The organism is Actinospica sp. (assembly GCF_035552695.1).
Classification (GTDB): Bacteria; Actinomycetota; Actinomycetes; order Streptomycetales; family Catenulisporaceae; genus Actinospica.
In genome coordinates this window covers 1-26,418 of record NZ_DASZKT010000072.1, presented here as the reverse complement: position 1 = coordinate 26,418, position 26,418 = coordinate 1, and the positions used below count along the sequence as shown (strand labels likewise).

24 protein-coding genes and 1 tRNA gene are annotated in these 26,418 nt (G+C 69.2%); 15 read left to right on the top strand and 10 right to left on the bottom strand.

Annotated elements, in window-relative coordinates:
- Positions 1-759: 759 nt before the first annotated feature.
- The 3 genes from VG296_RS10055 to VG296_RS10045 all read left to right on the top strand — a co-directional run bounded on the left by VG296_RS10055 (position 760) and on the right by VG296_RS10045 (position 2,889).
- The gene (locus VG296_RS10055; RefSeq protein ID WP_325565360.1) at positions 760-1,422 is read left to right on the top strand and encodes a GNAT family N-acetyltransferase; all 663 of its coding nucleotides are present in this window, start codon (positions 760-762) and stop codon (positions 1,420-1,422) included.
- Between the two features lie 79 nt (positions 1,423-1,501).
- The gene (locus VG296_RS10050) at positions 1,502-2,365 is read left to right on the top strand and encodes a maleylpyruvate isomerase N-terminal domain-containing protein (protein ID WP_325565359.1); all 864 of its coding nucleotides are present in this window, start codon (positions 1,502-1,504) and stop codon (positions 2,363-2,365) included.
- Positions 2,362-2,889 (top strand): PadR family transcriptional regulator, encoded by a 528-nt coding sequence (locus VG296_RS10045; protein WP_325565358.1) that lies wholly within the window; start codon positions 2,362-2,364, stop codon positions 2,887-2,889. Before VG296_RS10050 ends, VG296_RS10045 begins: the two co-directional genes overlap by 4 nt.
- 286 nt (positions 2,890-3,175) lie before the next feature.
- Here VG296_RS10045 and VG296_RS10040 read toward each other — a convergent pair whose 3' ends face one another.
- From VG296_RS10040 to VG296_RS10020, 5 genes are all read right to left on the bottom strand, one after another.
- Positions 3,176-3,730 (bottom strand): hypothetical protein, encoded by a 555-nt coding sequence (locus VG296_RS10040; protein WP_325565357.1) that lies wholly within the window; start codon positions 3,728-3,730, stop codon positions 3,176-3,178.
- A 104-nt stretch (positions 3,731-3,834) separates the two neighbouring features.
- The gene (locus VG296_RS10035) at positions 3,835-4,293 is read right to left on the bottom strand and encodes a MaoC family dehydratase (protein ID WP_325565356.1); all 459 of its coding nucleotides are present in this window, start codon (positions 4,291-4,293) and stop codon (positions 3,835-3,837) included.
- A gap of 12 nt (positions 4,294-4,305) precedes the next feature.
- Positions 4,306-5,817 carry a long-chain fatty acid--CoA ligase gene (locus VG296_RS10030; protein WP_325565355.1) on the bottom strand — a complete coding sequence of 504 codons (1,512 nt, stop codon included), beginning with the start codon at positions 5,815-5,817 and terminating at the stop codon, positions 4,306-4,308.
- Between the two features lie 98 nt (positions 5,818-5,915).
- On the bottom strand, positions 5,916-6,797 hold the full coding sequence (locus tag VG296_RS10025) for an amidohydrolase family protein (RefSeq protein ID WP_325565354.1): 882 nt from the start codon (positions 6,795-6,797) through the stop codon (positions 5,916-5,918).
- Positions 6,798-6,808: 11 nt separating this feature from the next.
- A complete protein-coding gene (locus tag VG296_RS10020) occupies positions 6,809-7,747 on the bottom strand; it encodes an SDR family NAD(P)-dependent oxidoreductase (RefSeq protein WP_325565353.1) in 939 nt (312 codons plus the stop codon).
- A gap of 162 nt (positions 7,748-7,909) precedes the next feature.
- Here VG296_RS10020 and VG296_RS10015 point away from each other — a divergent pair, with 162 nt between their 5' ends.
- The 7 genes from VG296_RS10015 to VG296_RS09985 all read left to right on the top strand — a co-directional run bounded on the left by VG296_RS10015 (position 7,910) and on the right by VG296_RS09985 (position 15,384).
- Complete coding sequence (locus tag VG296_RS10015) at positions 7,910-8,707, top strand: PaaX family transcriptional regulator C-terminal domain-containing protein (protein WP_349259511.1); 798 nt, start codon at positions 7,910-7,912, stop codon at positions 8,705-8,707.
- The gene (locus VG296_RS10010) at positions 8,700-9,494 is read left to right on the top strand and encodes an IclR family transcriptional regulator (RefSeq protein WP_325565351.1); all 795 of its coding nucleotides are present in this window, start codon (positions 8,700-8,702) and stop codon (positions 9,492-9,494) included. Before VG296_RS10015 ends, VG296_RS10010 begins: the two co-directional genes overlap by 8 nt.
- Positions 9,495-9,598: 104 nt before the next feature.
- Positions 9,599-10,651 carry an aromatic ring-hydroxylating dioxygenase subunit alpha gene (locus VG296_RS10005; protein ID WP_325565350.1) on the top strand — a complete coding sequence of 351 codons (1,053 nt, stop codon included), beginning with the start codon at positions 9,599-9,601 and terminating at the stop codon, positions 10,649-10,651.
- Entirely contained in the window at positions 10,648-11,616 is a 969-nt protein-coding gene (locus VG296_RS10000; RefSeq protein WP_325565349.1) for a PDR/VanB family oxidoreductase, read from the top strand. Before VG296_RS10005 ends, VG296_RS10000 begins: the two co-directional genes overlap by 4 nt.
- A 67-nt stretch (positions 11,617-11,683) precedes the next feature.
- A complete protein-coding gene (locus VG296_RS09995; protein WP_325565348.1) occupies positions 11,684-12,265 on the top strand; it encodes a hypothetical protein in 582 nt (193 codons plus the stop codon).
- A gap of 67 nt (positions 12,266-12,332) precedes the next feature.
- Positions 12,333-13,157, top strand: coding sequence for an electron transfer flavoprotein subunit alpha/FixB family protein (locus VG296_RS09990; protein WP_325565347.1), 825 nt, complete (start codon positions 12,333-12,335; stop codon positions 13,155-13,157).
- 1 nt (position 13,158) lies between these two features.
- On the top strand, positions 13,159-15,384 hold the full coding sequence (locus VG296_RS09985) for a (Fe-S)-binding protein (RefSeq protein WP_325565346.1): 2,226 nt from the start codon (positions 13,159-13,161) through the stop codon (positions 15,382-15,384).
- Between the two features lie 6 nt (positions 15,385-15,390).
- Here the strand turns inward: VG296_RS09985 and VG296_RS09980 are convergent, their stop codons facing one another.
- Entirely contained in the window at positions 15,391-16,719 is a 1,329-nt protein-coding gene (locus tag VG296_RS09980; RefSeq protein ID WP_325565345.1) for an alpha/beta fold hydrolase, read from the bottom strand.
- 267 nt (positions 16,720-16,986) lie between these two features.
- Positions 16,987-17,817, bottom strand: a complete 831-nt coding sequence (locus VG296_RS09975) for an SDR family oxidoreductase (protein ID WP_325565344.1) — start codon at positions 17,815-17,817, stop codon at positions 16,987-16,989.
- Between the two features lie 154 nt (positions 17,818-17,971).
- Between VG296_RS09975 and VG296_RS09970 the strand changes: the two genes are divergently transcribed.
- Positions 17,972-18,043 (top strand) — tRNA-Val (locus VG296_RS09970).
- A 173-nt stretch (positions 18,044-18,216) separates the two neighbouring features.
- On the opposite strand, the gene VG296_RS09965 is transcribed toward VG296_RS09970, so the two are convergent.
- Together VG296_RS09965 and VG296_RS09960 are read right to left on the bottom strand one after the other, a co-directional pair.
- Positions 18,217-18,456, bottom strand: a complete 240-nt coding sequence (locus tag VG296_RS09965; protein ID WP_325565343.1) for an SCO5918 family protein — start codon at positions 18,454-18,456, stop codon at positions 18,217-18,219.
- A gap of 217 nt (positions 18,457-18,673) precedes the next feature.
- Positions 18,674-19,345 (bottom strand): YoaK family protein, encoded by a 672-nt coding sequence (locus tag VG296_RS09960; RefSeq protein WP_325565342.1) that lies wholly within the window; start codon positions 19,343-19,345, stop codon positions 18,674-18,676.
- A 300-nt stretch (positions 19,346-19,645) separates the two neighbouring features.
- Here VG296_RS09960 and VG296_RS09955 point away from each other — a divergent pair, with 300 nt between their 5' ends.
- Positions 19,646-21,016, top strand: coding sequence for a cytochrome ubiquinol oxidase subunit I (locus VG296_RS09955; protein WP_325565341.1), 1,371 nt, complete (start codon positions 19,646-19,648; stop codon positions 21,014-21,016).
- 26 nt (positions 21,017-21,042) lie between these two features.
- Complete coding sequence (locus tag VG296_RS09950) at positions 21,043-22,290, top strand: cytochrome d ubiquinol oxidase subunit II (RefSeq protein ID WP_325565340.1); 1,248 nt, start codon at positions 21,043-21,045, stop codon at positions 22,288-22,290.
- 13 nt (positions 22,291-22,303) lie between these two features.
- Here VG296_RS09950 and VG296_RS09945 read toward each other — a convergent pair whose 3' ends face one another.
- Positions 22,304-24,664 (bottom strand): FdhF/YdeP family oxidoreductase, encoded by a 2,361-nt coding sequence (locus VG296_RS09945; RefSeq protein ID WP_325565339.1) that lies wholly within the window; start codon positions 24,662-24,664, stop codon positions 22,304-22,306.
- Between the two features lie 321 nt (positions 24,665-24,985).
- Between VG296_RS09945 and VG296_RS09940 the strand changes: the two genes are divergently transcribed.
- Both VG296_RS09940 and VG296_RS33180 read left to right on the top strand, forming a co-directional pair.
- Positions 24,986-25,747, top strand: a complete 762-nt coding sequence (locus tag VG296_RS09940; protein ID WP_325565338.1) for a hypothetical protein — start codon at positions 24,986-24,988, stop codon at positions 25,745-25,747.
- A gap of 136 nt (positions 25,748-25,883) precedes the next feature.
- A complete protein-coding gene (locus tag VG296_RS33180) occupies positions 25,884-26,147 on the top strand; it encodes a DUF6924 domain-containing protein (protein ID WP_414641079.1) in 264 nt (87 codons plus the stop codon).
- The last annotated feature ends 271 nt before the right edge of the window (positions 26,148-26,418 follow it).

The following is a 26,418-nucleotide window of genomic DNA, read 5'->3' as shown; positions in this document are numbered from 1 at the left end:
CAGCCAGGCGACCGCGAGGGCGAAGGCCGTCAGCAGGGCGGCGACGGGGTTGCGCAGGGGCCGATCGAGGGTTCGCAGTTTCACGGTGTAGCCCATTCTTGTTAGCGCTAACAACTTTGTGAGCGAAAAACCGCAGGGCAGGACCTACGGGGAACGGGTGGGTACCTCTGGTGGAACAGAGCGATCGCGCCTCACTATGGCGCGGGTCCGAGATTGCGTCAAGGTTTCGCCCGCCCGCATTGTGAACGCCAACATCACGGCCGCTCGCCGCCCCCGCGCTTGCTCTTTGCCGCTCGCCGGCCGCTGGTCGCCGCTCGCCGCTCGCCGTCCGCCGTCCTCGCTCTTTGCCGTTCGCCGGCCGCCGGCCGTCGGCCGCTGGCTGCCGGTCGCCGGTCGCCGTCCGCCGCCCTCGCTCGCTCTCTGCCGCTCGTCAGCTGCTGGCTGCCGGTCGCCGCTCGCCGTCTGCTGCCCGCCGTCCCGCTCTCGCTCTTTGCCGCTTGTCAGCCGCTGGTTAACGGTCGCTGCCCGCCGTCCGGCGCCCCTTGCCCGCTCCTTGCCGCTCGTCAGCTGCTGGTTACCGCTCGCCGCCCCGCGCCCGCTCGATGCCGTTCGCCAGCTGCTGGTTACCGCTCGCTGCTCGCTGCCCGCTGGCCGCCGCTCCTTGCCCGCTCTTTGCCGCTCATCAACTGCTGGTTACCGGTCGCCGCTCGCCGTCCGGCGCCCCTCGCCCCGCGCGGCGCCGTCTGCGAGCATGGCGCCATGCCCTCGCTGACCCGGCCCGCCATACCCGCCGGACACCTCGCCGCGTCCGTGCAGCCCGTCCTGCCGATCGACCCGGGGCTGTCGATGCGACCGTGGACGGCGGCGGACGCGCCGTCCGTCATCGCCGCGTATGCGGACCCGGACATCCGGTTCTGGCATGCGCGGACCGTGGAAAGCGAGGCCGAGGCCAGGGCCCTGATCGAGCGTTGGCGCTCGGCCTGGTCCGCGGAGAGCGGCGCCAACTGGGCCGTCGTGCGCACGGCCTTCAGCGCGGGCAGTGGCGGCGGATTACCTGGGAGCGGCGCCGGAGGAGTACGTGGTCCCGCGACCGGCAGTGCGGACGGCGACGCGGTGCTCGGCCGGATCGCGTTGCGCGCGATCGACACGGAGCAGGGCCGCGCCGAGTGCATGTACTGGATCAGGCCCGAGGCGCGCGGCGGGGGCGTCGCCACGAGAGCGCTCTGCGGGCTCGCGACCTGGGCGTTCGACGAAGCCGGATTCCATCGGCTGTTCCTCGTCCACTCCATGGTGAACGACGCGTCCTGCCGCGTCGCCACGAAGGCCGGGTTCGCGCCCGAGGGCGTCGAGCGCAGCTCCGTCCTGCATCCCGACGGATGGCATGACATGCATGTCCATTCCAGAATCACAGGCACGGAATAGTTGACGCTCGGATCAGCCTCGGAGCGTCCACAATGGACTGTCTTGACAGCCGGGGGCGCTGCGTCGCAGACTCCCACCCATGTGGAGCGTGACACCCGACAGGCAGGCCGTGTCCGATGCCTTCGCGCAGGAGAGCACGCGCGTCGTCGACCTCGTCCGCGGCTGCCGTGACCTGCGTGATCCGGTGCCCGGACTGGCCTGGAACGTCGGCGGTCTCGCGGCGCATCTGACGGCCGTGTACATGGCGTTCGGCGCGACGATGCGTGGCGATCATCGGGATCTCGGCCTGGAAGACGTCGTCGCCGCGGCGGGCGACACCGGCGGACTCCCGGGCACGATCGCCGTCGCCAACGCGTACGCGATCGAACTGCTCGCCGCGGAGAGCACTCTCTCCGCCGCGCAAGGCCTCGCCATCCACGCCGCCGCGTTCCTCGAGGCGCTCGCCGTCGAAGAAGATCTCACGCGGGAGCTCGACACCCCGTGGTACGGCGTCGGCATGACCCGCAGCGCGGGAATGCTCGCGTCCCTCGCGGTCACCGAATCCCTGGTCCACGGCCGCGACCTGGCCCTGGCCGTACACGCGGACTCGCGCATGTCGCAGAGCGCTGCCGCCGCCGCGACGCCGACCGTGATGAGCGCGATGCTCCCGCTGCTGCTCGCCGCGGACCGCGCCGAGGGGCATCGCGCCGTCTACGAGCTGCGGCTACGCGGGGGAGAGCGCTTCCTGATGCGGATCGCCGACGGCAAGGCAGAGTGCTTCGAGGCGGTGGAGCGCAGGGAGCGTAAGGTGGACTGCGTGCTCACGCTCGACCCGCGCGCGGCCCTGCTGATCGGTTTCGGCCGCAGCTCGCTCGCCCGCGCCATCCTGAACGGCGCCGCCTTCGCCGGCGGCCGACGACCCTGGCTCGGCCTGCGCTTCAGCACGCTCTTCGCCACGCCGTGACGACCGAGATCAACGCGACCGCCGCGTCGCTCCTCGGCTTCCTGCACGACGGTCCGCTCACCGGCTGGGACCTCGTCGCGCGCGCCGAGCAGACCATCGGCCCCTTCTGGTCGCTCACCAAGAGCCAGGTCTACCGCGAGCTGGCGTTGATGGCGGAGCACGGACTCGTCACACCGGGCGAGACCGGCCGCCGCGACGCGAAACCGTACACGATCACCGACGCGGGGCGCGCCGCCTTCGCCGACTGGGCCGCGCGCGGTCCGGGCGAGGCCACGATCCGGCTGCCGCTGCTGCTGTTCGTCACGCTCGGCAAACACCTCGAGCCTGGCCTGCTGCGTACGGTGCTGGCCGAGCAGCGAGCCCACCAGGCCGCGTTGCTGAAGGACTACCTGGGGATCCGTCAGATGCTCGGCGAGCTGGACGAGCAGGACCCGCACCTGCTCGCCACACTCGAATACGGCATCACCGTCGCCCGCGCGACGGTCCGCTGGATCGACCGCCTGCCGCCCGAGATCGCGTCCTGAACCAGTCAGAAATAACAGGCCCAAACGCAGTGTCGACAGCCGCTACGTCGGTGCTCGCGCAGACCAGATCGCCGATGCACAGGTGCAGTGCCGGGTGACCGAGCACGCAACGTTTGCCGTGGCCATGCCGTCGTAGGTCGGCTTCGGTCCTGGTCGCCGCCATAGCCCTAGGCGCTCAGCGCGCCACGCGACCGCGAATAAAGGGCCATCTGCAGGGCGGGCCGTCGCCATCGCGACGGCCCGCCCCGAGCGGCTCATCTCAGTGCTCGTCTGAACGCTCTGCCGATCAGGCCGCGCGCTGGATCGTCAGGCGGTCGACCTCGACGTTGTCCTCGTCGAGGGCGCGCAGGACGAGCTTCGGCTTGGCGCCGTAGCCGCTGCCCGGCTCGCTGTCCACGGCCAGCAGCGCGTAACCGGTGTAGCGGACGCGCGACCAGTCGACGGGCTCGGTGGTCTTGCCGCCCGAGGAGTTGCAGTACCAGGACGTGATCGAGGTGTCGTCATCGACGGCGCCCTCGTAGCTGCCCGACGCGGTGAACGCGTACAGGCTGTTGCCAGCGCTGCCCGCGACGACGTAGGTGGCCCGAAGTCCGGTGCGCGGAAGCCAGCAGCGACGGTGCCGATGTGGGTGCGGTCGCTGAGGAGCGGCACTGCTGGCGCTACTGCCGGTGGAGTCTGCGGCGGGTCCGGCCAGGACGGTGGCGCCGGCGGCGATGGTGCCCGCGCCGACGAGGCCGCCGCGGAGCAGCGAGCGACGCGAGGTCGCGGCCTTGAACCACTCGTACTGCTCGGCGATGGACATGCGCGCCAGGTCAGCTGGCGTCAGGTGGGAGTTGGCCATGCGGCTGAGGCTAGGGCCGTGGAATGGCCTGGGATCAAGGCCAAAGTGAATAAATGTTGTTAACTCAGCATCCTTGGCAGACTCTCGGAGAGCCGAAATCCGATTCAGGCGTAGTGCCGGTACAGCGCCTTCGCCACGCACGCGGGCTTGGTTCCACCCTCGACCTCGACGGTGAACGCGAGTGCCATCTGCACGCCGTCGCCCGGTACGTCCTCGACCGAGTCGACCGTGCCGAGGAGCCGGATCTTCGCGCCGACGCGCACGGGGGCGGGGAAGCGGACCTTCTCCAGGCCGTAGTTGACGCTCATCTTCACGCCGCGCACCTCGAGGAGCTCGTTGAACAGTGGGATGAGCAGCGACAGCGTCAGGTATCCGTGCGCGATCGTGCCGCCGAACGGGCCAGCCAGCGCTCTCTCCGGATCCGTGTGGATCCACTGGCGGTCCTCGGTGGCCTCGGCGAACAGGTTCACCCGGCCCTGAGTCACCTCGAACCAGTCGCTCGCGCCGAGGTCCGTCCCGGCCAGGGCCCTGAGTTCGTCGAGTCCGGTCGCGGTCTGCGTCATGTCATTCTCCTTCTACGAGTTTCCGTGCCGCTCGCGCAGCGCCGACTTGAGCACCTTGCCCGCGCCGGTTCGCGGCAGCGAGTCGGTGAAGACCACCGATTTGGGCACCTTGTACTTGGCCAGCCGTTCCGCCGCGAACGCCAGCAGTTCGGCGGAGAGCGCTTCCCCGGCCGACGCGGGGTCGCGCGGCACCACGATCGCCCGGCCGACCTCGCCCCAGCGTTCGTCCGGCACGCCGATCACCGCGCACTCGGAGACCGCCGGATGCTGGTAGAGCACGGATTCGACCTGCGCGGGGGAGATGTTCTCGCCGCCCGAGATGATCAGATCCTTGATGCGGTCGACGATGCGCACGTAGCCGTCGTCATCGGCGGCGGCCAGGTCGCCGGAGCGCAGCCAGCCGTCGGCCAGCACGCGGCGCGTCTCGACCGGCCGTCCCCAGTAGCCGAGCATCACATTCGGCCCCTCGACCTGCACCTCACCAACTTCTCCGGGAGCTACGAGGGTGCCGTCCGGCCGGGTGAGGCGTACGTCGGTGAAGAAGTGCGGCACGCCGGCCGTGCCCGCCTTGCTGAGCGCGTGCTCGGCGTCCAGCAGTAGCGCGCCCGGCGACGACTCGGTCATGCCGTAGCCCTGCACGAAGCTGAGTCCGCGCTCGAGGTAACGCCGGATCAGCGGCTCGGGCACCGTGGCGCCCCCGCACAGCAGGTTGCGTACGCCGCTCAGGTCGGCCTCGGCGAAGCCCGGCGCCGCGGCAAGACGCTGATACATCGTCGGAACGCCGAACAGCGTCGTGACGTGCCGCGTCGCCATCAGCTCGAATGTTCGTGCCTCGTCGAAGGCCTCTTCGAGGATCACCGTGCCGCCCTTGAGGATTGTCGGCAGGCAGGTCATGTTGAGCGCCCCGGTGTGGAACAGCGGGGCGCTGACCAGCGTGACCTCGTCGTGTGCGAAGTCGGTGTCGACGACGACGTTGACCGAGTTCCAGGTCAGGTTGCCGTGGCTGAGCACCGCGCCCTTCGGCCGGCCGGTCGTGCCCGACGTGTACATGATCATGCACGGTTCGGTCTGCGCGACCGGCTCGTCGATAGGCTCCGCCGGGCCCGCGGAGAGTGCTCTCTCGAACTCCTCGTCCACGGCGACCAGCTGCAGATCCTCCAGCGCCGTGCCCGCCTCTCCGGCCGCCGACGCGAAACCCGGCGTGTGGATCAGAACCCGGGCGCCGCTGTCGGCGAGGCAGTACTCGATCTCGCCCGGCGAGAGCCGCGTGTTCAGTGGCACGAAGACCGCGCCGAGGATCCCAGCCGCGAACAGCGTCTCCAGGTACGCGGGGTGGTTCGGCCCGAGGTAGGCGACGGCCTCCCCGCGCTCCAATCCCGCGGCGCGCAGTCGGGCGGCCAGCCGCAACGAGCGTTCGTGCAGTTCGAGGTACGTGAACGAGCGGTCGCGGTGGAGCACGGCAAGGGCGTGCGGGCTCTTGCGCGCGCGGCGCGCCGCCCATGAGCCGATGCCCTGGTTTCGCATAATCGATGGCTCCTTTGCGCATCGTCCTCGGACGGCGTCCGGAAAAGCGGCTGAGATCTTGGAGCGCGGGTGAGATCGTGGAAAGCCGACGAGCCTCCTCACCCGAGGCCGAGCAGCCTCGCGGCGTTGTCCTTGAGGATCTTCGGGCGGACCGAGTCCTTGATCGGCAGCTTGTCGAAGTCCGTCAGCCAGCGCTCCGGCGTCAGCAGCGGATAGTCCGTGCCGAACAGCACCTTGTCCTGCAGCAGGCTGTTGGCGTACTGCACGAGCTGCGCCGGGAAGTACTTCGGCGACCAGCCGCTCAGGTCGATGTACACCAGGGGCTTGTGCGTGGCCACTGACAGCGCCTCGTCCTGCCACGGGAACGACGGATGCGCCAGGATGATCTTCATGCCCGGGAAGTCGACGGCCACATCGTCCACGAACATCGGGTTCGAATACTTCAGTCGGATCCCGCCGCCGCCCGGAGCGCCCGCGCCGATCCCGGTCTGGCCGGTGTGGAAGACGGAGATCGCGCCGCATTCCTCGATCGCCTCGTACAGCGGATAGGCCATCCGATCGTTCGGGAAGAACGCCTGCACGTTCGGATGGAACTTGAAGCCGCGCACGCCGTACTCCTCGACCAGCCTGCGCACCTGCCGCGCTCCGGCTTTGCCCTTCGCCGGATCGATGGAGGCGAACGGGATGATCGCGTCCGGGTAGCGCAGAGCGCTCTCCGCGATCTCCTCGTTCGGCACGGGCTTCGTCCCGGTCGCGGCCTCGGCGTCCACGGTGAACACGACGGCGGCCATCTTCAGCGAGCGGTAGTAGGCGCCGATCTCATCCAGCGTCGGTTTGCGGTGCTCGTGCGCGACCTTGAAATAGTCGGCGGACGCCTCTTCGAGCTCCTTCGAAAGAGAGCTCTCTCCGGAGGACGAGACCTCCGCGTGCGTGTGCACGTCGATGGCGACGAGTTCGTCGAGGTTCAATGACCGTGTCATGACTGGCTCCCTCACAGCTGCGGTGCGGGGACGCCGACGGTCTCGGGGGAGCGGCCGAATGTGGACGGCCACACCGCGGCGATCTGCTCCGCGCTCCACCCGCCGCCCCCGGCGGCGAAGCTCACCGCCCGCTCCGACGGGTGCGACCACAGCGCAAGACGGTCCCCGCCGATCCCGATCGCCTGTCCGTTGACCTGCGCGGCGGCGTCGGAGGCGAGGAAGACCACCAGGCCGGCGACGTCCTCCACGGTACCGAAGCCCTCGCCCTTGCGCAGCGCGTCGGGCAGCGGGATCCCGTCCCGGGTCAGCGCCTCGACGTGCGGAGCGAAGAAGGGGATGGTCCTGGTCATCGCGGTCGCCGCGACTGGGATCAGGGCATTGACGGTGATCTCGTCGCGGGCCAGCTCCATCGCCCAGGTGCGCATCATGCCGACGATGCCGGCCTTGGCCGCCGCGTAGTTCGTCTGGCCGAACGTGCCGCGCTGCCCGGTCGGCGAGCCAGCGACGATGATCCGCCCGCCGCCGCCTTGCTCGCGCATCCGGATCGCCGCCGCGCGCACGCAGGTGAACGTGCCGCGCAGGTGCACGTCGACGACCGTGTCGAAGTCCTCGTCCGTCATCTTCCACAACACCTTGTCGCGCAGCACGCCCGCATTGGTCACCATGACGTCGAGGCGGCCGAAGTTGTCCACGGCCGCCGACACCAAGGCGTCCGCGGTTTCCGCGCTGCCGACCGCCGCGGCGACGGCCACCGCTCGCCCGCCCGCTTCGACGATCGCCTTGGCCGCTGACTCGGCCGCCTCCGCGTCGACGTCGTTGACGACCACCGCCGCGCCCGCCGCGGAGAGCGCTCTCGCGTAGCCGAGCCCGAGCCCGCGGCCCGAGCCGGTGACCACCGCCGTCCTGCCGGAGAGATCCACGCCGCCGCCAGTCGCGCCCGCAGTACCCATGTGTTTCCACGTTCCTCTCGCACATCGCGTCGCCGCAACATTAGGCAATATCTCGTCGGCCGTCAACGGAGCGCCGAATAAGAGGCGCGACCAGCGCGGAGCCGGTACGGTGGTGCCGTGGAGACTCCATCGGAGGACGGCCCCGTCCGCCCGCAGACCCTGATGCTCACCCTGTTCGGCCGCTACCTGCTCGGCCGCGAGGTCGCCGTGTCCGCGGCGAGCGTGATCGAGGTCTTCGGCCGCGTGGGCGTCGGCGAGCACGCGGCCCGCTCCACGCTCACCCGGATGGTCAACCGCGGCCTGCTGGTGCGGCAGCGGCACGGCCGCACGATGTACTTCGGCCTGACCGAGCGCAGCGAGCGGATCCTGCGCGACGGCGAGGACCGGGTCTGGAAGGCCGGCGCGGTCAACCGGGACTGGGACGGGATCTGGACGCTGCTCGGCTTCTCGCTGCCGGAGTCCTGGCAGAAGCAGCGGCACGAACTGCGCTCCCAGCTCACCTGGGCCGGCTTCGGCCCGCTGTTCAACGGCCTGTGGGTGGCCCCGGGCGCCACCGCCGTGGACGAGATCGTCGGCAGCCTCGGGCTCGAGTCGCACGTGCGGGCCTTCCACGCCTCCACCGTCCCCGGCACCGACGTGGACCAGATGATCCGCGAGACCTGGGACCTCGACGCGATCGCCGCGCCCTACCACGCCTTCGTCGAACGCTGGCGGGACACCGAGACCGAACTCGAGGACGGAACCGACCCGCTCGTCGTCAAGCTCGTGATCGACTCCGACTGGCTGCGCGTCATCCGCGACGACCCGCGGCTGCCTGTCGAACACCTGCCCGCCGACTGGCCCGCCGCCGACGCCGAGGCGCTGTTCCTGCGCGTCGACCGGCGGGTGGACCAGGAGGCGGCTAGAATCGCCGAACGCCTCCTCGACGTACGACCCCTGATCGCCGCATTGAATGACTGACGAGAACTCCGGCGCGCCCGCCGCCTCCCGGCCCGGTGTCGCGCAACGCCTGCTCGCCCTGCTCGCCGCCTTCGACACCGAACATCGAGAGCTGACGCTGACCGCGCTCGCCCGTCGCGCGGACCTGCCCGCCGCCACCGCGCACCGGCTGATCGGCCAGCTCACCGCGTGGGGCGCGCTGGAGCAGTCCGAGTCCGGCGGGTACCGCATCGGGCTGCGGCTCTGGGAGGTCGCCACGCTCGCCCCGCGCAGCTCCGGGCTGCGCCGTGCGGCGCTGCCGTTCATGGAAGACCTCTACGAAACCACGCACGAGAACGTGCAGCTCGCCGTGCGCGACGGACTCGACACCCTCTACGTCGAGCTGATCTCCGGCCGTTCGGCGGTCGTCGTGCGCACCACGGTCGGCTCGCGCTGGCCGCTGCACGCCACCGGCGTCGGCCTCGTGCTGCTCGCCTTCGCGGACCCCGCGGTCCAGGAACGGATCCTCGCCGCGCCTCTCGCGCGCTTCACCCCGTTCACGATCACCGACCCGGCCCGGCTGCGCGCCAAGCTCGCCGAGGTGCGCCGCGCCGACGCCGCCGTGAGCGACCGTCAGATCACCGACGACGCGGTCTCCGTCGCCGCGCCCATCCGCGACGCCGCGGGCAGCGTCGTCGCCGCGCTCTCCCTGGTCGTCCCCGCGACCGCCAACCCCGCGGCGCTGGTTCCCGCGGTGCGGATGGGCGCCCGAGGTTGCTCGCGCGCCCTCGGCTACCTCGGCGGAGGCGGCACCGTTTCCACCGAGTGAGCATTCCACTGAGTGAAAACCGGTCTTGTCGCCGGGCCCTGACCTCGCCGAATCTCTGCGGTGACGCCCCACACCGTGGTGGGCGCGAGTGAAGGAGTCCCGAAGTGGCCGCACCGAGCATCCCGATCGTCCGCGACCAGTGGTACGTCGCCGCGTACGGCGACGAGGTCACCCGCACGTTCCTGGCCCGGACCATCTGCAACGAGCCCATCGTCTTCTACCGCGCCCAGGACGGCGCGCCCGTCGCGCTCGCCGACCGCTGCGTGCACCGCCGCTTCCCGCTCTCGGAAAGCCGCCTCGACGGCGACAAGATCGTCTGCGGGTATCACGGCTTCACGTACGAGACCGACGGCAGTTGCTCGTTCGTCCCCGGACAGGAGCGCATCCCGCGGACCGCGCGCGTCACGTCGTACCCCGTAGTGGAGCAGGACTCGTTCATCTGGGTGTTCATCGGGAACCCCGCGCTCGCCGGGCAGCGCGAGATCCCGCGCGCGCCCTGGCTCGACAAGGACTCCGGCTACGTCACGTCCGCCGGGATGGAGCCGATCCGCAGCCGCTACAGCATGCTCGTCGACAACCTGCTCGACCTCTCCCACGAGACGTACCTGCACGCCGGGTACATCGGCACGCCCGAGGTCGCGCGGACCCCGATGACCACGCGCGTCGACGACGAAGCGGACATCGTCTACGTCAGTCGGCACATGGACGACGCCGAATGTCCCCCCTTCTACGCGCGCTCGACCGGAATCGAGGGGCGAATCGACCGCTGGCAGGACATCGAGTACCACGCCCCCTGCCTGTACCTGCTGCACAGCCGCGTGGCCCCGGTCGGCGTGCCGCCGAACGAGGACGGCACCGACCCCGAGGGCAACCACCTCGAGGTCACCTACGCGATCACCCCGGAGACCGACAACTCAGTGTTCGACTTCTGGGCGATCTCCCGCGACTTCGCCGAGGACGACGACGAGGTGACCGAGTTCATGGCGAAGAACAACCACACGGTCGTGATGCAGGACGTGGACGCGCTCAACATCCTCGAGACCGTCATCGAGCGGGAGCCGGAGGGTTTCCAGGAGCTCAGCATCAAGATCGACGAGGGCGGTCTCGCGGCGCGCAAGGTGCTCAAGAAGATGGCCGAAGCGGCGGGCGCGGCGTGACGGAGCCCGCGACGGATCTCGCGCCGGAATTCGTGAAGGTCGTCGTCAGCGAGCGGACCAAGGCGGCCGACGGCGTCGTCGCCCTTACCCTGGTCCCCGCGGACGGCGATGAGCTGCCCGAATGGACGCCCGGCGCGCACATCGACCTGCAGCTGACCGAGAACCTGACACGGCAGTACTCGCTCTGCGGCGACCCGGCGGACCGTGGCGCGTGGCGCATCGCCGTGCTGCGCGAGACGGCCGGCCGCGGCGGCTCGGCGCACGTGCACGACGAGCTCACGACCGGCTCGACGCTCGCAGTCTCCGTTCCCCGCAACCACTTCGAGCTGCGGACAGCCGCGAAGTACCTGTTCGTCGCGGGCGGCATCGGTATCACTCCGCTGCTGCCGATGATCGCGGCGGCCGAGGCCGCAGGCGCCGAGTGGACGCTGCTGTACGGCGGTCGCACCCGCGCGTCGATGGCCTTCACGGACGAACTCGCGCGCTACGGCGAGAAGGTGCGGATCCGGCCGCAGGACGAGCACGGGCTGCTGGATCTCGCCGAATGTCTCGGCCTTGTCCAACACAGCGCACTGATCTACGCCTGCGGTCCGGAGCCGATGCTCAAGGCGGTCGCGGCGGCATGCGACCACTGGCCGCCGAACGCCCTCCACGTCGAGCGTTTCGCCCCCGTGGAGTTCGCCGCGCCCGTCCGCAGCGAATCCTTCGAGGTCGTACTCGCGCGCACCGGCAGGTCGGTCACCGTCGGGCCGGGTCACTCGATCCTTGAGGCGCTGGAGATCGCGGGCGTGCAGGTGCTCTCGTCCTGCCGCGAGGGAACGTGCGGCACCTGCGAGACCGATGTCCTCGAAGGAGAGCCCGAACACCGCGACAGCCTGCTCACCGAGGCCGAGCGTGCGGCCAACGAGACCATGTTCATCTGCGTGTCGCGGTGCCTGGGGGCTCAACTGACACTCGACCTGTAAGCGGTTCGTGACTACACTCCCGGCCTGAATCAGACCTCGTGTCCCGCGACGGAGCGGAGCGCCGAGAATGCGGATCATTGTCCTGATCAAACCGGGAGCCGAACTCGAGGACTCCGACGTCTGCGCCGTCGAGCACGCGCTGCAGGTAGCCAGGCGTCGGATGGATGTCCAAGTCACCCTGCTGACCGCGGGGCCGGCCGAGTGCGTCCACGCACTGCGCCGCGCCCTCGCGCTCGGCGCCGACGACGCCGTTCACGTGCTCGACGATCGGATCTCGCCGTATGACGCGCTGACCCTCTCCCGCGTATACACCGAGGTGGCGGCCGACCTGGGCTTCGACCTCGTCGTCTGCGGTGCCGCGTCGGTCGTGCCGAACCTGTCGATGATCCCTGACATGGTGTCGGTGCGCCTCGGAACCCCGGTTGTTTCCGTTCCCGCGCGTTCCGCGCCGCCTCGCCACCCGTCGTTCCCCGCGATCGCCGAGGCCCGCCAAAAGCTGATCAGTACTCGTATTCTCCCTTTGCCGGATCCCGCGATCATCGTGAAAGATCTTCCCGCGTGCCCGAATACGATCATCAACGTCGGCAATGATCCCCGCGCCGCCGCCGTGCGACTCGTGGAATTCCTCGCCGAACGCCGCCTCGTATGAAACGCGTGGGAAAACATTGGTCGTGTGTCGCGTTTGACGGGCCCGCAGGACGGACATGTTTCCGCCCATGCCCCTCGCGGACCCGGTCCTGGTCCTCGCGGACGAGACCGACGATGACGACGCGCTCGCCCAGGCCACGCGCGAACTTCTCGCGCTCGCGCGCCGCGTCGGCACGCCCGTTCTCGTGCGCTGCGATCACTGCCGCGCCGCCGAGGTGTTGATCGATATCGCACGCGATCACCGTCCCCGGGCCATATTGATCAATTCCTCCCCGGCGAATGACCGAATCTCGGCGCAGGTCGCCGTGCACCTGGAATCGGCGATCGCCACAGACGTCACAGATCTCTCATTCGACGACGATCATCTCGTCGCCGTCTCGGACCGTATGAGCAGCGAGATCCACACGCCGACTTCCGTGATCACCGTTCGACCGCGCAATCACGAGTCCCAGCGCGAACTTCTGCTCACCGAGGCGGACGTCGTCGTGGCAGGGGGACGCGGCGTCGGCTCGGCGGAGGGATTCAGCCTCCTGGCACGCGTCGCCTACGCGCTCGGCGGACGCCTCGGCGGCACGCACACCGCGGGCGAACTCGGCTGGTGCCCGCGGCACGCCAGCATCAGCCTGCCGGGAGCGCGGATCCGCCCCCGCCTCTACCTCGCGGGCGGCGTATCAGGATCCGTACGCCACCGCTCGGCGATCCGCGGCGCGGGCACCGTCGTCGCCATCGACAGCGACCCGAACGCGCCGATCCTCCGCGAGGCCGACTTCGGCATCGTCGGCGACCTGCACGAGGTCCTGCCCGCCCTGCTCGACGAGCTCGCCGCCCGCGCGGCCTCTCCGCCTCAGACCGTCACACCCGTTCCGTCGTCGCCCGAACTCGCGGAGGCCTAAGTTGCTCGTACGACTCATCATCGGTCTGGCGATGACGGCGGCCGCCCTCGGTCTCGCGTCCCGACGGCTGCTGTTCCTCTACCGCGTCGGACGCCTCGGCCAGCCGGTCGACCCGGAGCGCACGAAGGACGTGGGCAGCCGCGCGTGGGCCGTGCTCACGGAGGTCCTCGCGCAACGCAAACTGCTGAAATGGACGGTCGCCGGCGCCGCGCACGCCGCCGTGTTCTGGGGCTTCCTCATCCTCGGCGCGACGATCCTCGAAGGCTACGGCGCACTGTTCCAGCGCGACTTCCACATCCCGCTGATCGGCACCGACACCTGGCTGGGCTTCCTCGAAGACCTGTTCATCGTCGCGGTCCTCGCCGGCATCGCCACGTTCGCCGTGCTGCGGATCCGCCAGTCCCCGAGCCGCGCCGGCCGCTCCTCCCGCTTCTCCGGCTCGCACCTCGGCGCCGCGTGGCTCGTGCTGTTCATGATCTTCAACGTGATGTGGACGCTGCTGCTCTACCGCGGCGCGCAGATCAACACCGGCTACTTCCCGTACCGGCACGGCGCCTTCGCATCCGAGATCGCGGCGAAGATCCTGCACCCGCTCGGCCACAGCGCGAACGACGTACTCGAAACCGTCGGCATCCTCGGCTCGCTCGGCGTCGTGCTCGGATTCCTCGTGCTCGTCGTGAACTCGAAGCACCTGCACATCTTCCTCGCGCCGTTCAACATCGCGCTCTCCCGCCGCCCGCGCGCCCTCGGCGCGCTGCTGCCGGTCTACTCGGACGGCAAGGAGGTCGACTTCGAAGACCCCGGCGAGGACGACAAGATCGGCCGCGGCGCCATCGAGGACTTCACCTGGAAGGGCCTGCTGGACTTCTCGACGTGCACCGAATGCGGCCGCTGCCAGTCGCAGTGCCCCGCCTGGAACACCGGCAAGCCGCTCAGCCCCAAGCTGCTGATCATGGGCCTGCGCGACCACGCCCTCGCCAAGGCCCCGTACCTGCTCGCCGACTCGGACGACGCGCGGGCCGCGCTCCCGGAGGCCGTGCGCGCCGAGGGGGAGCGCCCGCTCGTCGGTCCGGTCGCGGACGGCGGCGTCATCGACCCGGACGTGCTCTGGTCCTGCGTGACCTGCGGCGCGTGCGTCGAACAGTGCCCCGTCGACATCGAGCACGTCGACCACATCGTCGACATGCGCCGCTACCAGGTCATGATCGAGTCCGAGTTCCCGCACGAGGCGCAGGGCATGCTCCGCAACCTCGAGCGCAAGGGCGACCCGTGGGGCCGCGGCAACAAGGCGCGCCTCGAATGGACCCAGGGTCTGCCGTTCGAGGTGCGGGTCTTCGGCGAGAACGGCGAGGAGGCGCTCCCCGGGGACGTCGAGTACCTGTTCTGGGTGGGCTGCGCGGGCTCCCTCGACGACAACGCCAAGAAGACCAGCCGCTCCGTCGCCGAACTGCTGCACGAGGCCGGCGTCGAGTTCATGATCCTCGGCAGCGGCGAGACGTGCACCGGAGACGCGGCCCGCCGGCTCGGCCAGGAACTGCTCTTCCAGGAGCTCGCGAAGCAGAACGTGGAGACGCTCAACGAGGTCGGCGCCAGGAAGATCGTCGTCACCTGCGCGCACTGCTTCAACACCCTGTCGAACGAGTACCCGCAGTTCGGCGGCGACTACGAGGTCGTCCACCACACCGAACTGCTCGCGAAGCTCGTCGCCGAGGGCAAGCTGCGCCCGGTCAACGACGTGAACCTGGCGGTCACGTATCACGACCCGTGCTATCTCGGCCGCCACAACCGCGTCTTCAGCCCGCCGCGCGACATCCTCGGCAGCGTCCCCGGCGTCCGCCTGACCGAGATGCCGCGCAACAAGGAGCGCTCCTTCTGCTGCGGCGCCGGCGGCGCGCGCATGTGGATGGAGGAGACGATCGGCACGCGCATCAACGAGACCAGGACCGACGAGGCGCTCGGCACCGAGCCCGACCTGGTCACCGCCGCGTGCCCGTACTGCATCGTCATGCTCACCGACGGCGTCGCGACCCGGAAGCAGGAGGGCAAGGCCCCGGAGAACGTCCGCGTCGCCGACGTCTCCGAGGTGCTGCTCCGCTCGATCCAGAAGCCCGGGCCGAAGGCCGTCGCGGCTGCGGCGGAGCCTGCTGCGGGAGCGGAGCCTACCCCGACTCCGGGAGCGGAGCCTGCTGCGGAATCGCAGCCCGCCGCTGATCTCGAGGCCGAGTGAGCGCGGCTAGAGCTCCCCGTCCGCCATCCGCCACAGCCGCTCGAACACGGCGTCCCCGCTCGAGCGCAGGCCGTCGTGCTCGTACTCGTTGGTGATCCAGCGACGTAGCCCTCTGATGTGGTCGGCGGTCCGCGAGGAGTGTTCGGCGTCCACGTACAGGTCCTCCGCGTACACGGCCGCCGCGACCGGAACGCGGTTCTCGGCGAGCACGTCGGCGTCGTACAGCGCCGGCCACTCCGTGCGCTCGGCCAGCAGATCCGCGGCCTCGCGCAGCGGACGCAGCGCCGGGTCGGTACGGAAGAACCACGGATGGATCGTCTCGCCGGTGAACAGCAGCGGCGCGTCCCCGGACGTGGCGCGCGCTGGCGAGAATTCCGGGAACTCGGCGCGCACCCGCTCCGCCGACCACGCCGTCGGCTTGCCACCCTGCGCGTAGCACGGCTCGTGCAGCAGCGCGTAGATCGGGTGCCCGGCGAAGCTCAGCGTGTGCTGCGCCTCCTCCTGGAACGCGTCAGCGAGCGCTCTCTCGCCGCCCACGGTCAGCAGCGCCCCCTCCAGCCGATAGTGCAGCCGCTCGAAGCCGTCGCTCATCCCGAGCATCAGGCCGAGAGACTGGAAGGCCTCGGGCGTCAGCAGCATCCCGCCCGGTAGCGTGACGTCGTGGGTCGCGAGGTACGCCGCGATCTGCCGCACGTGCTCGACGTCCTGCGGATACCGGGCGTAGTACGCGGCGTTCTTGCGGATCATCCGCGGGTACGCGGCCCGGTACACGTCGTCCGCGTGCGCGTCGAGCGAGGGCAGGCCACCGCAGATCAGCACGCGGCGCAGACCCTCGGGGGCGATCGAGAGGTACGCCGTCGCGCAGAACCCGCCGAAGCTCTGCCCGAGCACCGTCCACGGCTCGTCGCCCGCGACCTCGCGGCGGATCAGCTCGCAGTCCCGCACGATCGAGTCCGCCCGGAAGTGCGTCAGATAATCAGCCTGCCGCGAGGCGTCCCCGCGCGTCGGCAGCGTCTGCCGGTTCACCGGCGTCGACCGGGCCGTCCCGCGCTGGTCCAGCAGCAGCACCCGGAAGTCCTGCACCGCCCGCCCGACCCAGCCGCCCACCGACCCGGACCCGAAAGACCCCGTCGGCCGCGGCGACCCGAACCCCGGCCCGCCCTGCAGGAACACCAGCCAAGGCCGCCGCTCCCCGCCCGGCGCCCGCACCTCCCGCGCGAACACCTCGATCCGCTCGCCCCCCGGCGCCGCATGATCCAGCGGCACCGAGAACGTCCGCTCGGCCACGACCAGGCCCGGAATGCGGAATGCGGGGAACGGCAGAAGCTCAGGCATGACACCAGTCTGCCTCAGCCGACTCGGCTCAGTCCGCGCGGCTCAGCTTTCCCGCACCGACCCATCCGCCGCGGCCGGCTCGCCCGCCTCTGCCCTCGCGTCGAGTGCTCCGGCCTCGGCCAGCGCGCTCGCCTCGGTCCTGGCGCTTGAGTCTTCCGGCCTCGGTTGCTTCAATTCCTTCGGTTGCCTCGATTGACGTGGTCCGCCTCAGTCCTCGCGCCTCAGCCTCCGCGCCTTTGGCTGCCTCGGCCGGTGCGTCCGCCTCTCTCAGTCATCCTCGCCGTGTGCCGCGAGCGCCACGTCCTGCCACTCCCGCCACGTCGCCAGCCGCGACGCGTAGTCCGCCTCGGCGATCTGCAGCGGCGCGCGCCCCAGGAAGATCCGCAGCGGCGGCTGCTCCGCGTCGACCACCTTGAAGATCGCCTCGCTCGTCGACGCCGGGTTCCCCCGCTTCATCGACCCGCGCCGCGCCCGGTCCGCCGCCCACGCCTCCGCGTACGCCGGGTTCTCCGCGCTGCGCTTCGCCGACGGCCCGGCCCAGTCCGTGCTGAACCCGCCCGGCTCGATCAGCGTGACGTGGATCCCGAAGCGCGCGACCTCCTGCGCCAGGGCCTGCGAGAAGCCCTCCAGCGCCCACTTCGAGGCGTGATAGGCCCCGACCCCCGGGAACGCGCTGATCCCGCCGATGCTGGAGACCTGCAGGATGTGCCCGGAGCCCTGCGCCCGCAGGATCGGCAGCGCCGCCTGCGTCACCCACAGCGCCCCGAAGACGTTCGTCTCCAGCTGCGCGCGGATCTCGTCCTCGGTGAGCTCCTCGATCATCCCGAAGTGCCCGTAGCCCGCGTTGTTGACCACGACGTCCAGCTGCCCGAAGTGCTCGGCCGCCCGCCGTACCGCCGCGAAGTCCCCGTCCCGGTCCGTGACGTCGAGCGACAGCGGCAGAAACGCCTCGGGATACTGCTTCACCAACTCATCCAGCGTCGCCAGGTCGCGCGCCGTGCCCGCCACCCGATCCCCCCGCTCCAACGCCGCCTGCGCCCACTCGCGCCCGAAGCCCCGCGACGTCCCGGTGATGAACCAAACCTTCGACTCCGACATGTTCCCCAGTCCTCGTCAGCCTGCCGTGCTCTGTGTGCTCTGCGTGACCCGCAAGATCAGTATGCCCCGCCCAGCCTACCCGCCGCCCGCTCTGACCCGCCGTCACCACCCGGCGCGTCCGGCCCGCCGAAGATGATATTGTTCTCGCAGTCGAGGGCGATTAGCTCAGCGGGAGAGCGCTTCGTTCACACCGAAGAGGTCACTGGTTCGATCCCAGTATCGCCCACGCACATAAGGCCCCTGTTGACGCGGGGCCTTTGTCGTTGCCTGTCTGTACTCGCGCAGCACGTAAGCCCCCTGCTTTGGCAGGGGGCTTCGTCGCGTCTTCGGAATGCTCCACGTCTCGTGCGGCGTGGGTTCGCGAGTCGCCTCGCGATCGATCTGATGGACGGGGCGACGTCAGGAGGCGGCAGGCGGAGCGGTCCGGCAGGTGAGGCCCAGTTGGGTCAACGCGCGAGCGACGTCCGCGCTGGTGAAGTCGCGCCGATCCTGTCCGGTGACGGCGGCGCCGACCTGCATGACGGGATACCAGCGCTTGCCCACCTCGACAGACGCGCCGCGGATCGGTTCAGGCTCGAGACGCTTCATAGCGGTCTCCACGTCGCTCGCCTGCAGGTAGAAGGGTTGGCCAGCGATCATGCAGCGCATATTGCCTCGCAGGTCGAGGATGGCGACGCCGGTGGGAACCAGCGTCAGGCGCGAGCTGACAGCCCGCTATACCCAGTCTAAACGATATTGCGGAGCGTGAGGCCCTTTGAGTCCGGCTTTTCGAGCTCCGTCAGTCGCTCACGTAGGGCCGGGGCCCTGTGCCGAGTCGAGTACCTCCTCGGCTGCGCGGGCGAACGCCGGTCGTGACTCAGGCCGTGCGGGGCTGGTCGCGTCTGCGCCAGGAGAAGAGCGTGACGACTGAGAGCGTCACCGCGGGAAGGAGAGTGGCCGCGTCGGGGGCGGCTCTCAGGAGTACCGCCGCGATTCCGGCTCCGATCAGAAGTCCGCCCAGGCAGAGCAGGGCCACCGGATCCGGGCGCCGCCCGGTGCCGAGTGCCGCCACCACGTCGGTGAGGGTGCCGGTCAGGTAGGTAGTGCCGGTGTGCCGTTGGCCGACGATCTGGCCTGCGGCCGCCCCTTGCATGCCCATGGCCAGTGCCGCGACTCCCAGGAGGGCCGGCTGCTGCGCGCCGATCGGGTGTGCGCTGAGGGCGATCCACCAGCCGGCGACGACGGCGAGAAGCAGGCATTCGATCGCCAACACGGTGGTGACTCTGTCCTCGCCGAACCGATCCTTCTTCCCGCCGGCTCGCGCGAGCGCGGAACCGGCTGCGACCCCGATGATGTAGCCGCTCAGTGCGGCGACGCAGTGTTCGGCCAGCGTCGCGTCCGCCCTGGCCGCCGCGAAGGCGATGAGGACCATGTTGCTGGTCATCACACTGGAGAACACGCCGCCGAGGCGGGCGAAGCAGCAGACGTCGAGGCAGCCGCTGGCCACCGTGAGTGCGGCCAAGGCGATGGTGCTGTCCGTGCGGGCCATAGCGCCCATGATGCACCGTCAGAGAATCGATTCGAGGTTTTCATTCGAAATGGCCCCCCTCGGCGGGTAATTCGACGATCAGATGAATCAGGCTCGGGGGTGAATCGAACGGTGGTGTCACGTGCGCTTGCCGCGTCGACATGCAACATTTCGGAGTAAGGATGTATACCTTCGTAGCGCGAATGAAGGCGGCATTGACTCACCGCAGACAACCTGCTCTCCGGCTTCGCCGGACATGACCACGCCGGAGTGCCAGCCTTGACATCCATGCCATTGACCGTCTCACCGCTGCCGCCAGTCATGCAGACTTACTTGTTCGAGGCGCGGCAGATGCAGGCCATGTCGTTCATGGTGCATATCCCACTGGTCTGTTTCGGCATCGCGTTTCCCGCGATGGTGGCTTTCGTCGAATGGCGCTACCTGCGCACAGGTGATTTGCTCTATCGGACGCTGGCACGCCGGTGGACCAAGGTCATGGTCACACTATTCGCCGCGGGCGTGGTCACCGGAACAGTTCTGAGCTTCGAATTGGGCCTGCTCTGGCCCGGGTTCACCGGAAATTTCGGCAACGTGTTCGGCCTCGCGTTCGCCATCGAGGGCTTCTCCTTCTTCCTCGAGGCGATCTTCCTCGGAATTTACGTCTACGGCTGGGATCGCCTCGCCCCGCGCGTGCACTTCCTGTGCGCCCTGCCGATCGTTTTCGCCGGGATTCTCGGTTCGTTCATGGTCATCGCGGTCAACGGCTGGATGAACCATCCGCAGGGTTTCACGACCGATGCTCAGGGCCATGTCACCGACGTACGCGCGTTCCAGGCTCTGTTCGGCAACACCTACTTCTGGCACGAACTCGTGCACATGTACCTGGCCGGGAACATGGTCGCGGGCTTCCTCGTCGCCGCGGCATACGCGGTCGGGCGTCTGCGCGGGCGCTGGGGCCGGTACGAGCGCACCGCGATCGCCGTTCCGCTGAGCGTGGCGGTGATGTCCGCTCCGACGCAGATCGTCGTCGGTGACTGGGCCGCGCGCGTCGTCGCGACCGAGCAGCCCGTGAAACTCGCCGCGATCGAAGGCCTCGGCCAGACCGGCAGCGGAGTGGCCGAGCACCTGCTCGGCTGGTACACGGGCGGTCGCGTGGAGTACGGCATCGCGATCCCGCATCTGCTGTCCCTGCTGGCGTTCCACAGCTGGAGCGCCACGGTCAAGGGCCTGAGCATCGTGCCCGTCGACGACCAGCCGCCTGTCAACGTCGTGCGTTTCGCCTTCCAGACGATGGTCGGAGTCGGGACGCTGTTGGCGCTACTCGCGGTCGTGTACCTGTTCATCGTCTGGCGCTTTCGGCGCTTGCCGATCACGAGGTGGTTCTACCGCGCCGTCGCGATCGCCGGGCCGCTGTCCTATCTGGCGTTGATCGGTGGCTGGATGACCACTGAGGTCGGCCGCCAGCCGTGGGTCGTCTACGGCGACTTGCGCACTACCGCGGCAGTGACCGGTGCGACCTCGATCCCGGTCGGCTTCGGCCTGCTCGCCGCCACCTATGCCGCTTTGATCGTATGCACCTTCTGGGCGTTGTACCGGCTCGCCAAGGCCCCTTTGCCGCCGGCTGAACCAGCGCGGGGCGCTATCCAACCGACTGGTGGGCCCGGCGTATCCGGCCTGACGGCTGTCGACTGACGAGGGAGCCCACGATGTTTCTCCGCTTGGCTGTTCTTGCGATCGCGCTGGCCGGGCTCGTGCTCTACACCTTGCTCGCGGGAGCCGATTTCGGCGCGGGATTCTGGCAGCTGGCGGCCGGTCGCGGCGAGCGCGGCCGCGACATCCGGGATCATGCCCACCGATCGATCGCTCCGGTCTGGGAGGCCAACCATGTGTGGCTCGTCCTGGTGCTCACGGTGCTGTGGACGGGGTATCCGACCTTCTTCGGCTCGGTCTTCTCCACCCTCGCCGTGCCACTGTTCCTCGCCTTGCTCGGCATCATCTTCCGAGGCCTGAGCTACGCCCTGCATACCGCGACCGACGATCCCCGTCAGCTACGCGTTATCGACACCACATTCTCGATCTCATCGATCGTCACGCCGTTCATGCTCGGTACGTGCATCGGTGCGATCGCGTCCCGTCGTGTCCCCGTCGGCAACGCGGCCGGCAAACTGTTCTCCAGTTGGACCAACAGCACATCCCTGCTGAGCGGCTTCATGGCGGTGAGCACCGGTGCGTTCCTCGCCGCCGTGTTCCTCGCCGCCGATGCGCGCCGCGCTCCGGTGGTGGGCCTCGACCGCGCGTTCCGGATCCGCGCCTTCGCAGCGGCCGTCGTCACAGGCGCTCTCGCCGTTGCCGCCCTCGGGGTCGCCCATTCCGACGCTCCCGAGCTCTTCCACGGACTGACTCGGGGTCTCGGCCTGGCCGCGGTGATCGTTTCCGCTGTCGCGGCCCTCGCGAGTATCGGCCTCGTCGCGATCCGCAGATACGGCGTCGCCCGGATCGTCGCGGCTATCGCGGTGGCCGCGCTGCTGTGCGGTTGGGCCGCGGCTCTACGCCCGTACCTGCTCCCAGGGCTGACCGTGCGCGACGCCGCGGCCGACAGCGGCACCCTCATCGCGGTGATCGTCGCCACCGCGATCGGCGCCGTGGTCCTCTTCCCCAGTCTCGCGTACCTCTTCCGGCTCAGTCTCGCGGGTCGGCTCACCCCCGATCAGCGTGGACCCGCGGTCGAGCGGCCCGCCCGCGAAGACGCGCGCCGACCCGCGTGGGCCGGGCGCGCCGGACTGGCCTGTTGGATCATCGGCTTCGTGCTGCTGGTTTTCACCGACGCCGACGCCGGTCACGTCATCGGAGTCATCGCCTTCGCGGCCGCGGCCCTGCTCGGGCTCACCGCGCTCGGCCCCGATCAACTGGCCGCGCAGGAACCGCACGTGTTCGTGGTGCCTCCGCCCGAGGGGCCACGCCTCTGAGGCTCCGCGCCGATCAGTTCGTCCGCGAGGGTACGACGGTGACCAGCTGATGCTTCATCAGCGGTTGGTCGCTCTGCCTGCTGTAGTCGTCGAGCCCGCACAGGATGTTGAGTTCCGGCATGTAGCCGGCGACGCTGCGGCGCGGGATGTCGTAGCCGATGACGCGGTAGCCGTAGACCGATCGGGTGCTGCCGTCGCGGGCGTGGCTGGTGATGTCGATCAGGTCGAACTCGTTCAGCCCGAGCTCGCTCATGTCCTCGCGGCTCATGAACAGCAGGGTCCGCAGGTTCTTCACGCCGCGATAGCGGTCGTTGTCCGAGTAGATGGTCGTGTTCCACTGGTCGTGCGAGCGCACGGTGGAGAGCACGAACATACCGTCGGGCGGGGTCACGTCCGGCAGTTCGCTCGAGTTGAACTCGGCGCGCCCGGTGTCGGTGTGGAACTCGCGTACGCGGGCCGGCTGGGTGATGCGGAATCCGAGGGGCTCACGCACCCGCCGGTTGAAGTCCTCGAACCCCGGGAGCACCCTGGCCATGGTGTCGCGGATCCGGTCGTAGTCCTCGACGTACGACTCCCACGGCGTCTTCGAGTCCGGCAGCGTCGCGCGCGCCATCGCGGCCACAATCGCGCACTCTGACTTGACCTCGGCGGACGGCGCCTTGCGCATGCCGTAGGACATGTGCACCTCGCTCATCGCGTCCTCGACGCTCACGCCCTGATCGCCGGAGGCCTGCACGTCCTTCTCGGTACGCCCGATGCACGGCAGGATCAGCGCCCTGCGACCGTGGACCAGGTGGCTGCGGTTGAGCTTCGTGCTGACCTGCACGGTCAGTTCGGTCCCGCGCAGCCCGGCGGTGACCGCGTCGGTGTCGGGCGCGGCCATGACGAAGTTGCCGCCCATCGAGACGAACACCTTCACCCGGCCCGCGAGCATGCCCTTGATCGTGGTGACGGTGTCCAGGCCGTGCTCGCGCGGCGCGGTGATGCCGCAGACCTCGTCGAGCGCGTCGAGGAACTCGGGGGTGGGCCGGTGGTCGATGCCGCAGGTCCGGTTGCCCTGGACGTTGCTGTGCCCGCGCACGGGAGCGGGACCCGCACCCTCGCGGCCGAGGTTGCCGCGAAGCATCAGCAGGTTGACGATCTCGCGGACCGTGTCCACGCCGTGGTCCTGCTGCGTGACTCCCAGGCACCAGGAGATGACGGTGCGGTCGGCGGCCATGTAGCGTTCGGCCAGGTCCCGGATCTGCTCCTCGCTCACGCCGGACTGCCGGACCAGCTCCGCCCAGGCGGTGCCGCGCACCAGTTCGCGGTACTGCTCGAAGCCGGAGGTGTGCCGCTCGATGAACTCGGCATCGAGCACCGACTGATCCGTCTCGGCGCGCTCGAGCACCGCCTTGGCGACGCCACGCAGCAGCGCGAGGTCGCCGCCGACCCCGACCTGCACGTTCATCGTCCCGGTCGAGGTGGCGTGGAAGGTGGCCATCGCCGCGAACTCGTGCGGCACGATCGTGCGCCGCGCGGCGGCCTCGATCAGCGGGTTCACATGCACGATCTGCGCGCCCCGGCGGGTCGCCGTGGCAAGGGCGGTGAGCATGCGCGGGGCGTTGGACGCCGCGTTGACGCCCATGATGATCAGCAGGTCCGCGGCGTCCCAGTCGTGGATGTCGCAGGTGCCCTTGCCGGTGCCGAGCGCCGCCTGCAGGGCGCGGCCGGAGGCCTCGTGGCACATGTTCGAGCAGTCCGGAAGGTTGTTCGTGCCGAACTCGCGCGCCCACAGCTGGTACAGGAACGTCGCCTCGTTGTTGAGCCGGCCCGAGGTGTAGAACGCAGCCTCGTTCGGGCTCTCGAGTCCGCGCAACGTCTCGCCGACCAGGTTGAACGCATCCTGCCAGGAGACGGGTACGTACTTGTCGGTCGCCTCGTCGTAGACCATGGGCTCCGTCAGCCGGCCCTGGTCCTCGAGCGCATAGTCCGTCCAGTCCGACAGTTCGGTGACGGTGTGGGCGGCGAAGAAATCCGCTCCAGTCCTCCTGGGCGTCATCTCCCAGGTGACATGCTTGATGCCGTTTTCGCAGAGGTCGAGATGCAGGCCCTTGCGGTCGTCCGGCCACGCGCAGCCCGGGCAGTCGAACCCGCCGTTCTCGTGGTTCATCTTCATCACGGCCAGCGGTCCGCGCACCGGCTCGTGGGTCTTGGCCACCACGCGCGTCACGCTGAGCGCCGCACCCCAGCCCGCCGAGGGCGCCTTGTCGTCCTCTTGCGAGATATCGCCCTTGCGGTTCGGCCCACGGCCCCGCGCCGCGACTCCGGGAGCGCCACGCCCCAGATCGCTCTGACCGTTCCCGCGACGATCGTGTGCTGTCGGCGAGCTCATGCTGACGTCCTCCGCTCCCGCTTCGCGACCCGCGTGCGCACAAGGCGACACGGCACACGCTCGTGAAGATCGCGCACCAGTCGAGTCTCGCAGTGCGCGTCCCGCACCGCGCGCGTCAGCGCAGGCCGCGCGGAGGTGCAGCCGCGCGGACCTGCGGACGTGTCATAACGAGGCGCCGAGCAGCTCACCGATGGTTAGCCCGTTCAGGTGAGCGTCACATCAGTGGGTGAGCGTCTTGATGATCTCTTGATCCGCACTTCGATGCCCACTTGATCTTCGGTGAAGACCGTGGGGCTAGGGGCAGAGCGTGAGGAGTCGGCCATGAACCTTCGGCGCACACAGTTTTTGGGACTCGCTGCGAGCGGTCTCGTTCTCGTGCTTGCCGGTTGCGGAGCTTCCACCGCAGGAAGCGGAACTGCCGATTCGACGCCGAAGAAAGCGGTGGCCGTCGCCAAGTCGTCGGCTTCGCCGGTGGTGAGTACGACGTCGCCATCGACCGCGCCCACGTCGGCTGCTCCGCCGCCTGCTCCGGTGACGAGCCAGAGCAGCACTCCGAGCCCCGCATCAGTCGTCGATGCGTACTTCGCGGCAATAAATGCGGAGAACTACAAGGAGGCATGGTCACTGGGCGGGGACAACCTCGGGCAGAGCTACGATCAGTTCGTCGCCGGCTTTTCCGGTACGGCCACAGACAGCGTAGACATCCTCTCCTCGAGCGGAGACACCGTCAGCGTCGATCTCACCGCGACCAATACGGACGGCTCTCAACAACAGTTCACTGGGACGTACACGGTCTCCGGCCAAGCGATCAGCCGCGCCGCCATAACGCAGATCGGTGCAGCGCCAACGTCATTGCTCTGCGGCGCACCGGCCAATCCGTATGGCTACAACCTCTGCGGAATCGGCAGCGATGTGACGAGCCCGCCGAGTGACATCTGCAGTTATTTCAGCTGCATCGACAACTTCGGGAACGGTAACGGCTACATGGTCGAGTGCAACGACGGCATGTACAGCATGTCGGGTGGCATCGAGGGTGTGTGTAGCGATCACGGCGGCGAGGGCAAGCCTGTCTCCAGCGGCTGACGACGCAGCCTGGTGAACAAGCGCCGCATCAGGTCGCGCTCGCCCGGTAGCCTCTGCGCGTCGAGGCGTTGAGTCGAGGGAGTTGGCGCACATGATCCGGCGCATGTAGCTAGACGACCGTGGCGATTACGACGCGCTGGTAGTACGGACTGCGTACGGTGATGACGAGGCCTGGGGGATAGTTAGGGATCTGCTGCTTGCCGCGGCAAGCCAGGACCCGTACATCGGCGTCCACTTCATCGACGATCTCGAGTGGGTGGGCGCGAGCGTCGACGAAGTCCTCGAGGCGAGCCGCTCGGACCCGCACTGCTCCGTGGTGTTCATCGCCGATGCCCTGACTATGGAGGCCACGCACCATGCACTCCCGGCAGTGAACACGGGCACGCACTCCCGGCAGTGAGCACGGGCACGCGCGCGGAGTTGGGCGACGAAGAGTACGAAGCGGAGATCGCGTTTGGACCCGCGTTCAGGGTCGCACCCGGCGTGGTCCCGCCAATCGAGGCGGACCGTTTCCTCGGGAGATGCGATTTTCAAGACTACGGCAGGGCTGTGAGCGAGCAGCCCGACGGCGTGTTTCGTGGCTTCCTCTGAGTGCTTTGCTGATCGTGGGTCGGTGGTCAGCGCTCTGTGTCCGGTCTCCGCGGATGCTTCGCCAGTGCGTTGCCCCGTCC

Coding starts and splice junctions, on each gene's coding strand:
- VG296_RS10055 (WP_325565360.1), top strand. CDS start 760: ATGCCCTCGCTGACCCGGCCCGCCATACCCGCCGGACACCTCGCCGCG.
- VG296_RS10050 (WP_325565359.1), top strand. CDS start 1,502: ATGTGGAGCGTGACACCCGACAGGCAGGCCGTGTCCGATGCCTTCGCG.
- VG296_RS10040 (WP_325565357.1), bottom strand. CDS start 3,730: ATGGCCAACTCCCACCTGACGCCAGCTGACCTGGCGCGCATGTCCATC.
- VG296_RS10035 (WP_325565356.1), bottom strand. CDS start 4,293: ATGACGCAGACCGCGACCGGACTCGACGAACTCAGGGCCCTGGCCGGG.
- VG296_RS10030 (WP_325565355.1), bottom strand. CDS start 5,817: ATGCGAAACCAGGGCATCGGCTCATGGGCGGCGCGCCGCGCGCGCAAG.
- VG296_RS10025 (WP_325565354.1), bottom strand. CDS start 6,797: ATGACACGGTCATTGAACCTCGACGAACTCGTCGCCATCGACGTGCAC.
- VG296_RS10020 (WP_325565353.1), bottom strand. CDS start 7,747: ATGGGTACTGCGGGCGCGACTGGCGGCGGCGTGGATCTCTCCGGCAGG.
- VG296_RS10015 (WP_349259511.1), top strand. CDS start 7,910: ATGCTCACCCTGTTCGGCCGCTACCTGCTCGGCCGCGAGGTCGCCGTG.
- VG296_RS10010 (WP_325565351.1), top strand. CDS start 8,700: ATGACTGACGAGAACTCCGGCGCGCCCGCCGCCTCCCGGCCCGGTGTC.
- VG296_RS09995 (WP_325565348.1), top strand. CDS start 11,684: ATGCGGATCATTGTCCTGATCAAACCGGGAGCCGAACTCGAGGACTCC.
- VG296_RS09990 (WP_325565347.1), top strand. CDS start 12,333: ATGCCCCTCGCGGACCCGGTCCTGGTCCTCGCGGACGAGACCGACGAT.
- VG296_RS09980 (WP_325565345.1), bottom strand. CDS start 16,719: ATGCCTGAGCTTCTGCCGTTCCCCGCATTCCGCATTCCGGGCCTGGTC.
- VG296_RS09975 (WP_325565344.1), bottom strand. CDS start 17,817: ATGTCGGAGTCGAAGGTTTGGTTCATCACCGGGACGTCGCGGGGCTTC.
- VG296_RS09965 (WP_325565343.1), bottom strand. CDS start 18,456: ATGATCGCTGGCCAACCCTTCTACCTGCAGGCGAGCGACGTGGAGACC.
- VG296_RS09960 (WP_325565342.1), bottom strand. CDS start 19,345: ATGGCCCGCACGGACAGCACCATCGCCTTGGCCGCACTCACGGTGGCC.
- VG296_RS09955 (WP_325565341.1), top strand. CDS start 19,646: ATGCAGACTTACTTGTTCGAGGCGCGGCAGATGCAGGCCATGTCGTTC.
- VG296_RS09945 (WP_325565339.1), bottom strand. CDS start 24,664: ATGAGCTCGCCGACAGCACACGATCGTCGCGGGAACGGTCAGAGCGAT.
- VG296_RS09940 (WP_325565338.1), top strand. CDS start 24,986: ATGAACCTTCGGCGCACACAGTTTTTGGGACTCGCTGCGAGCGGTCTC.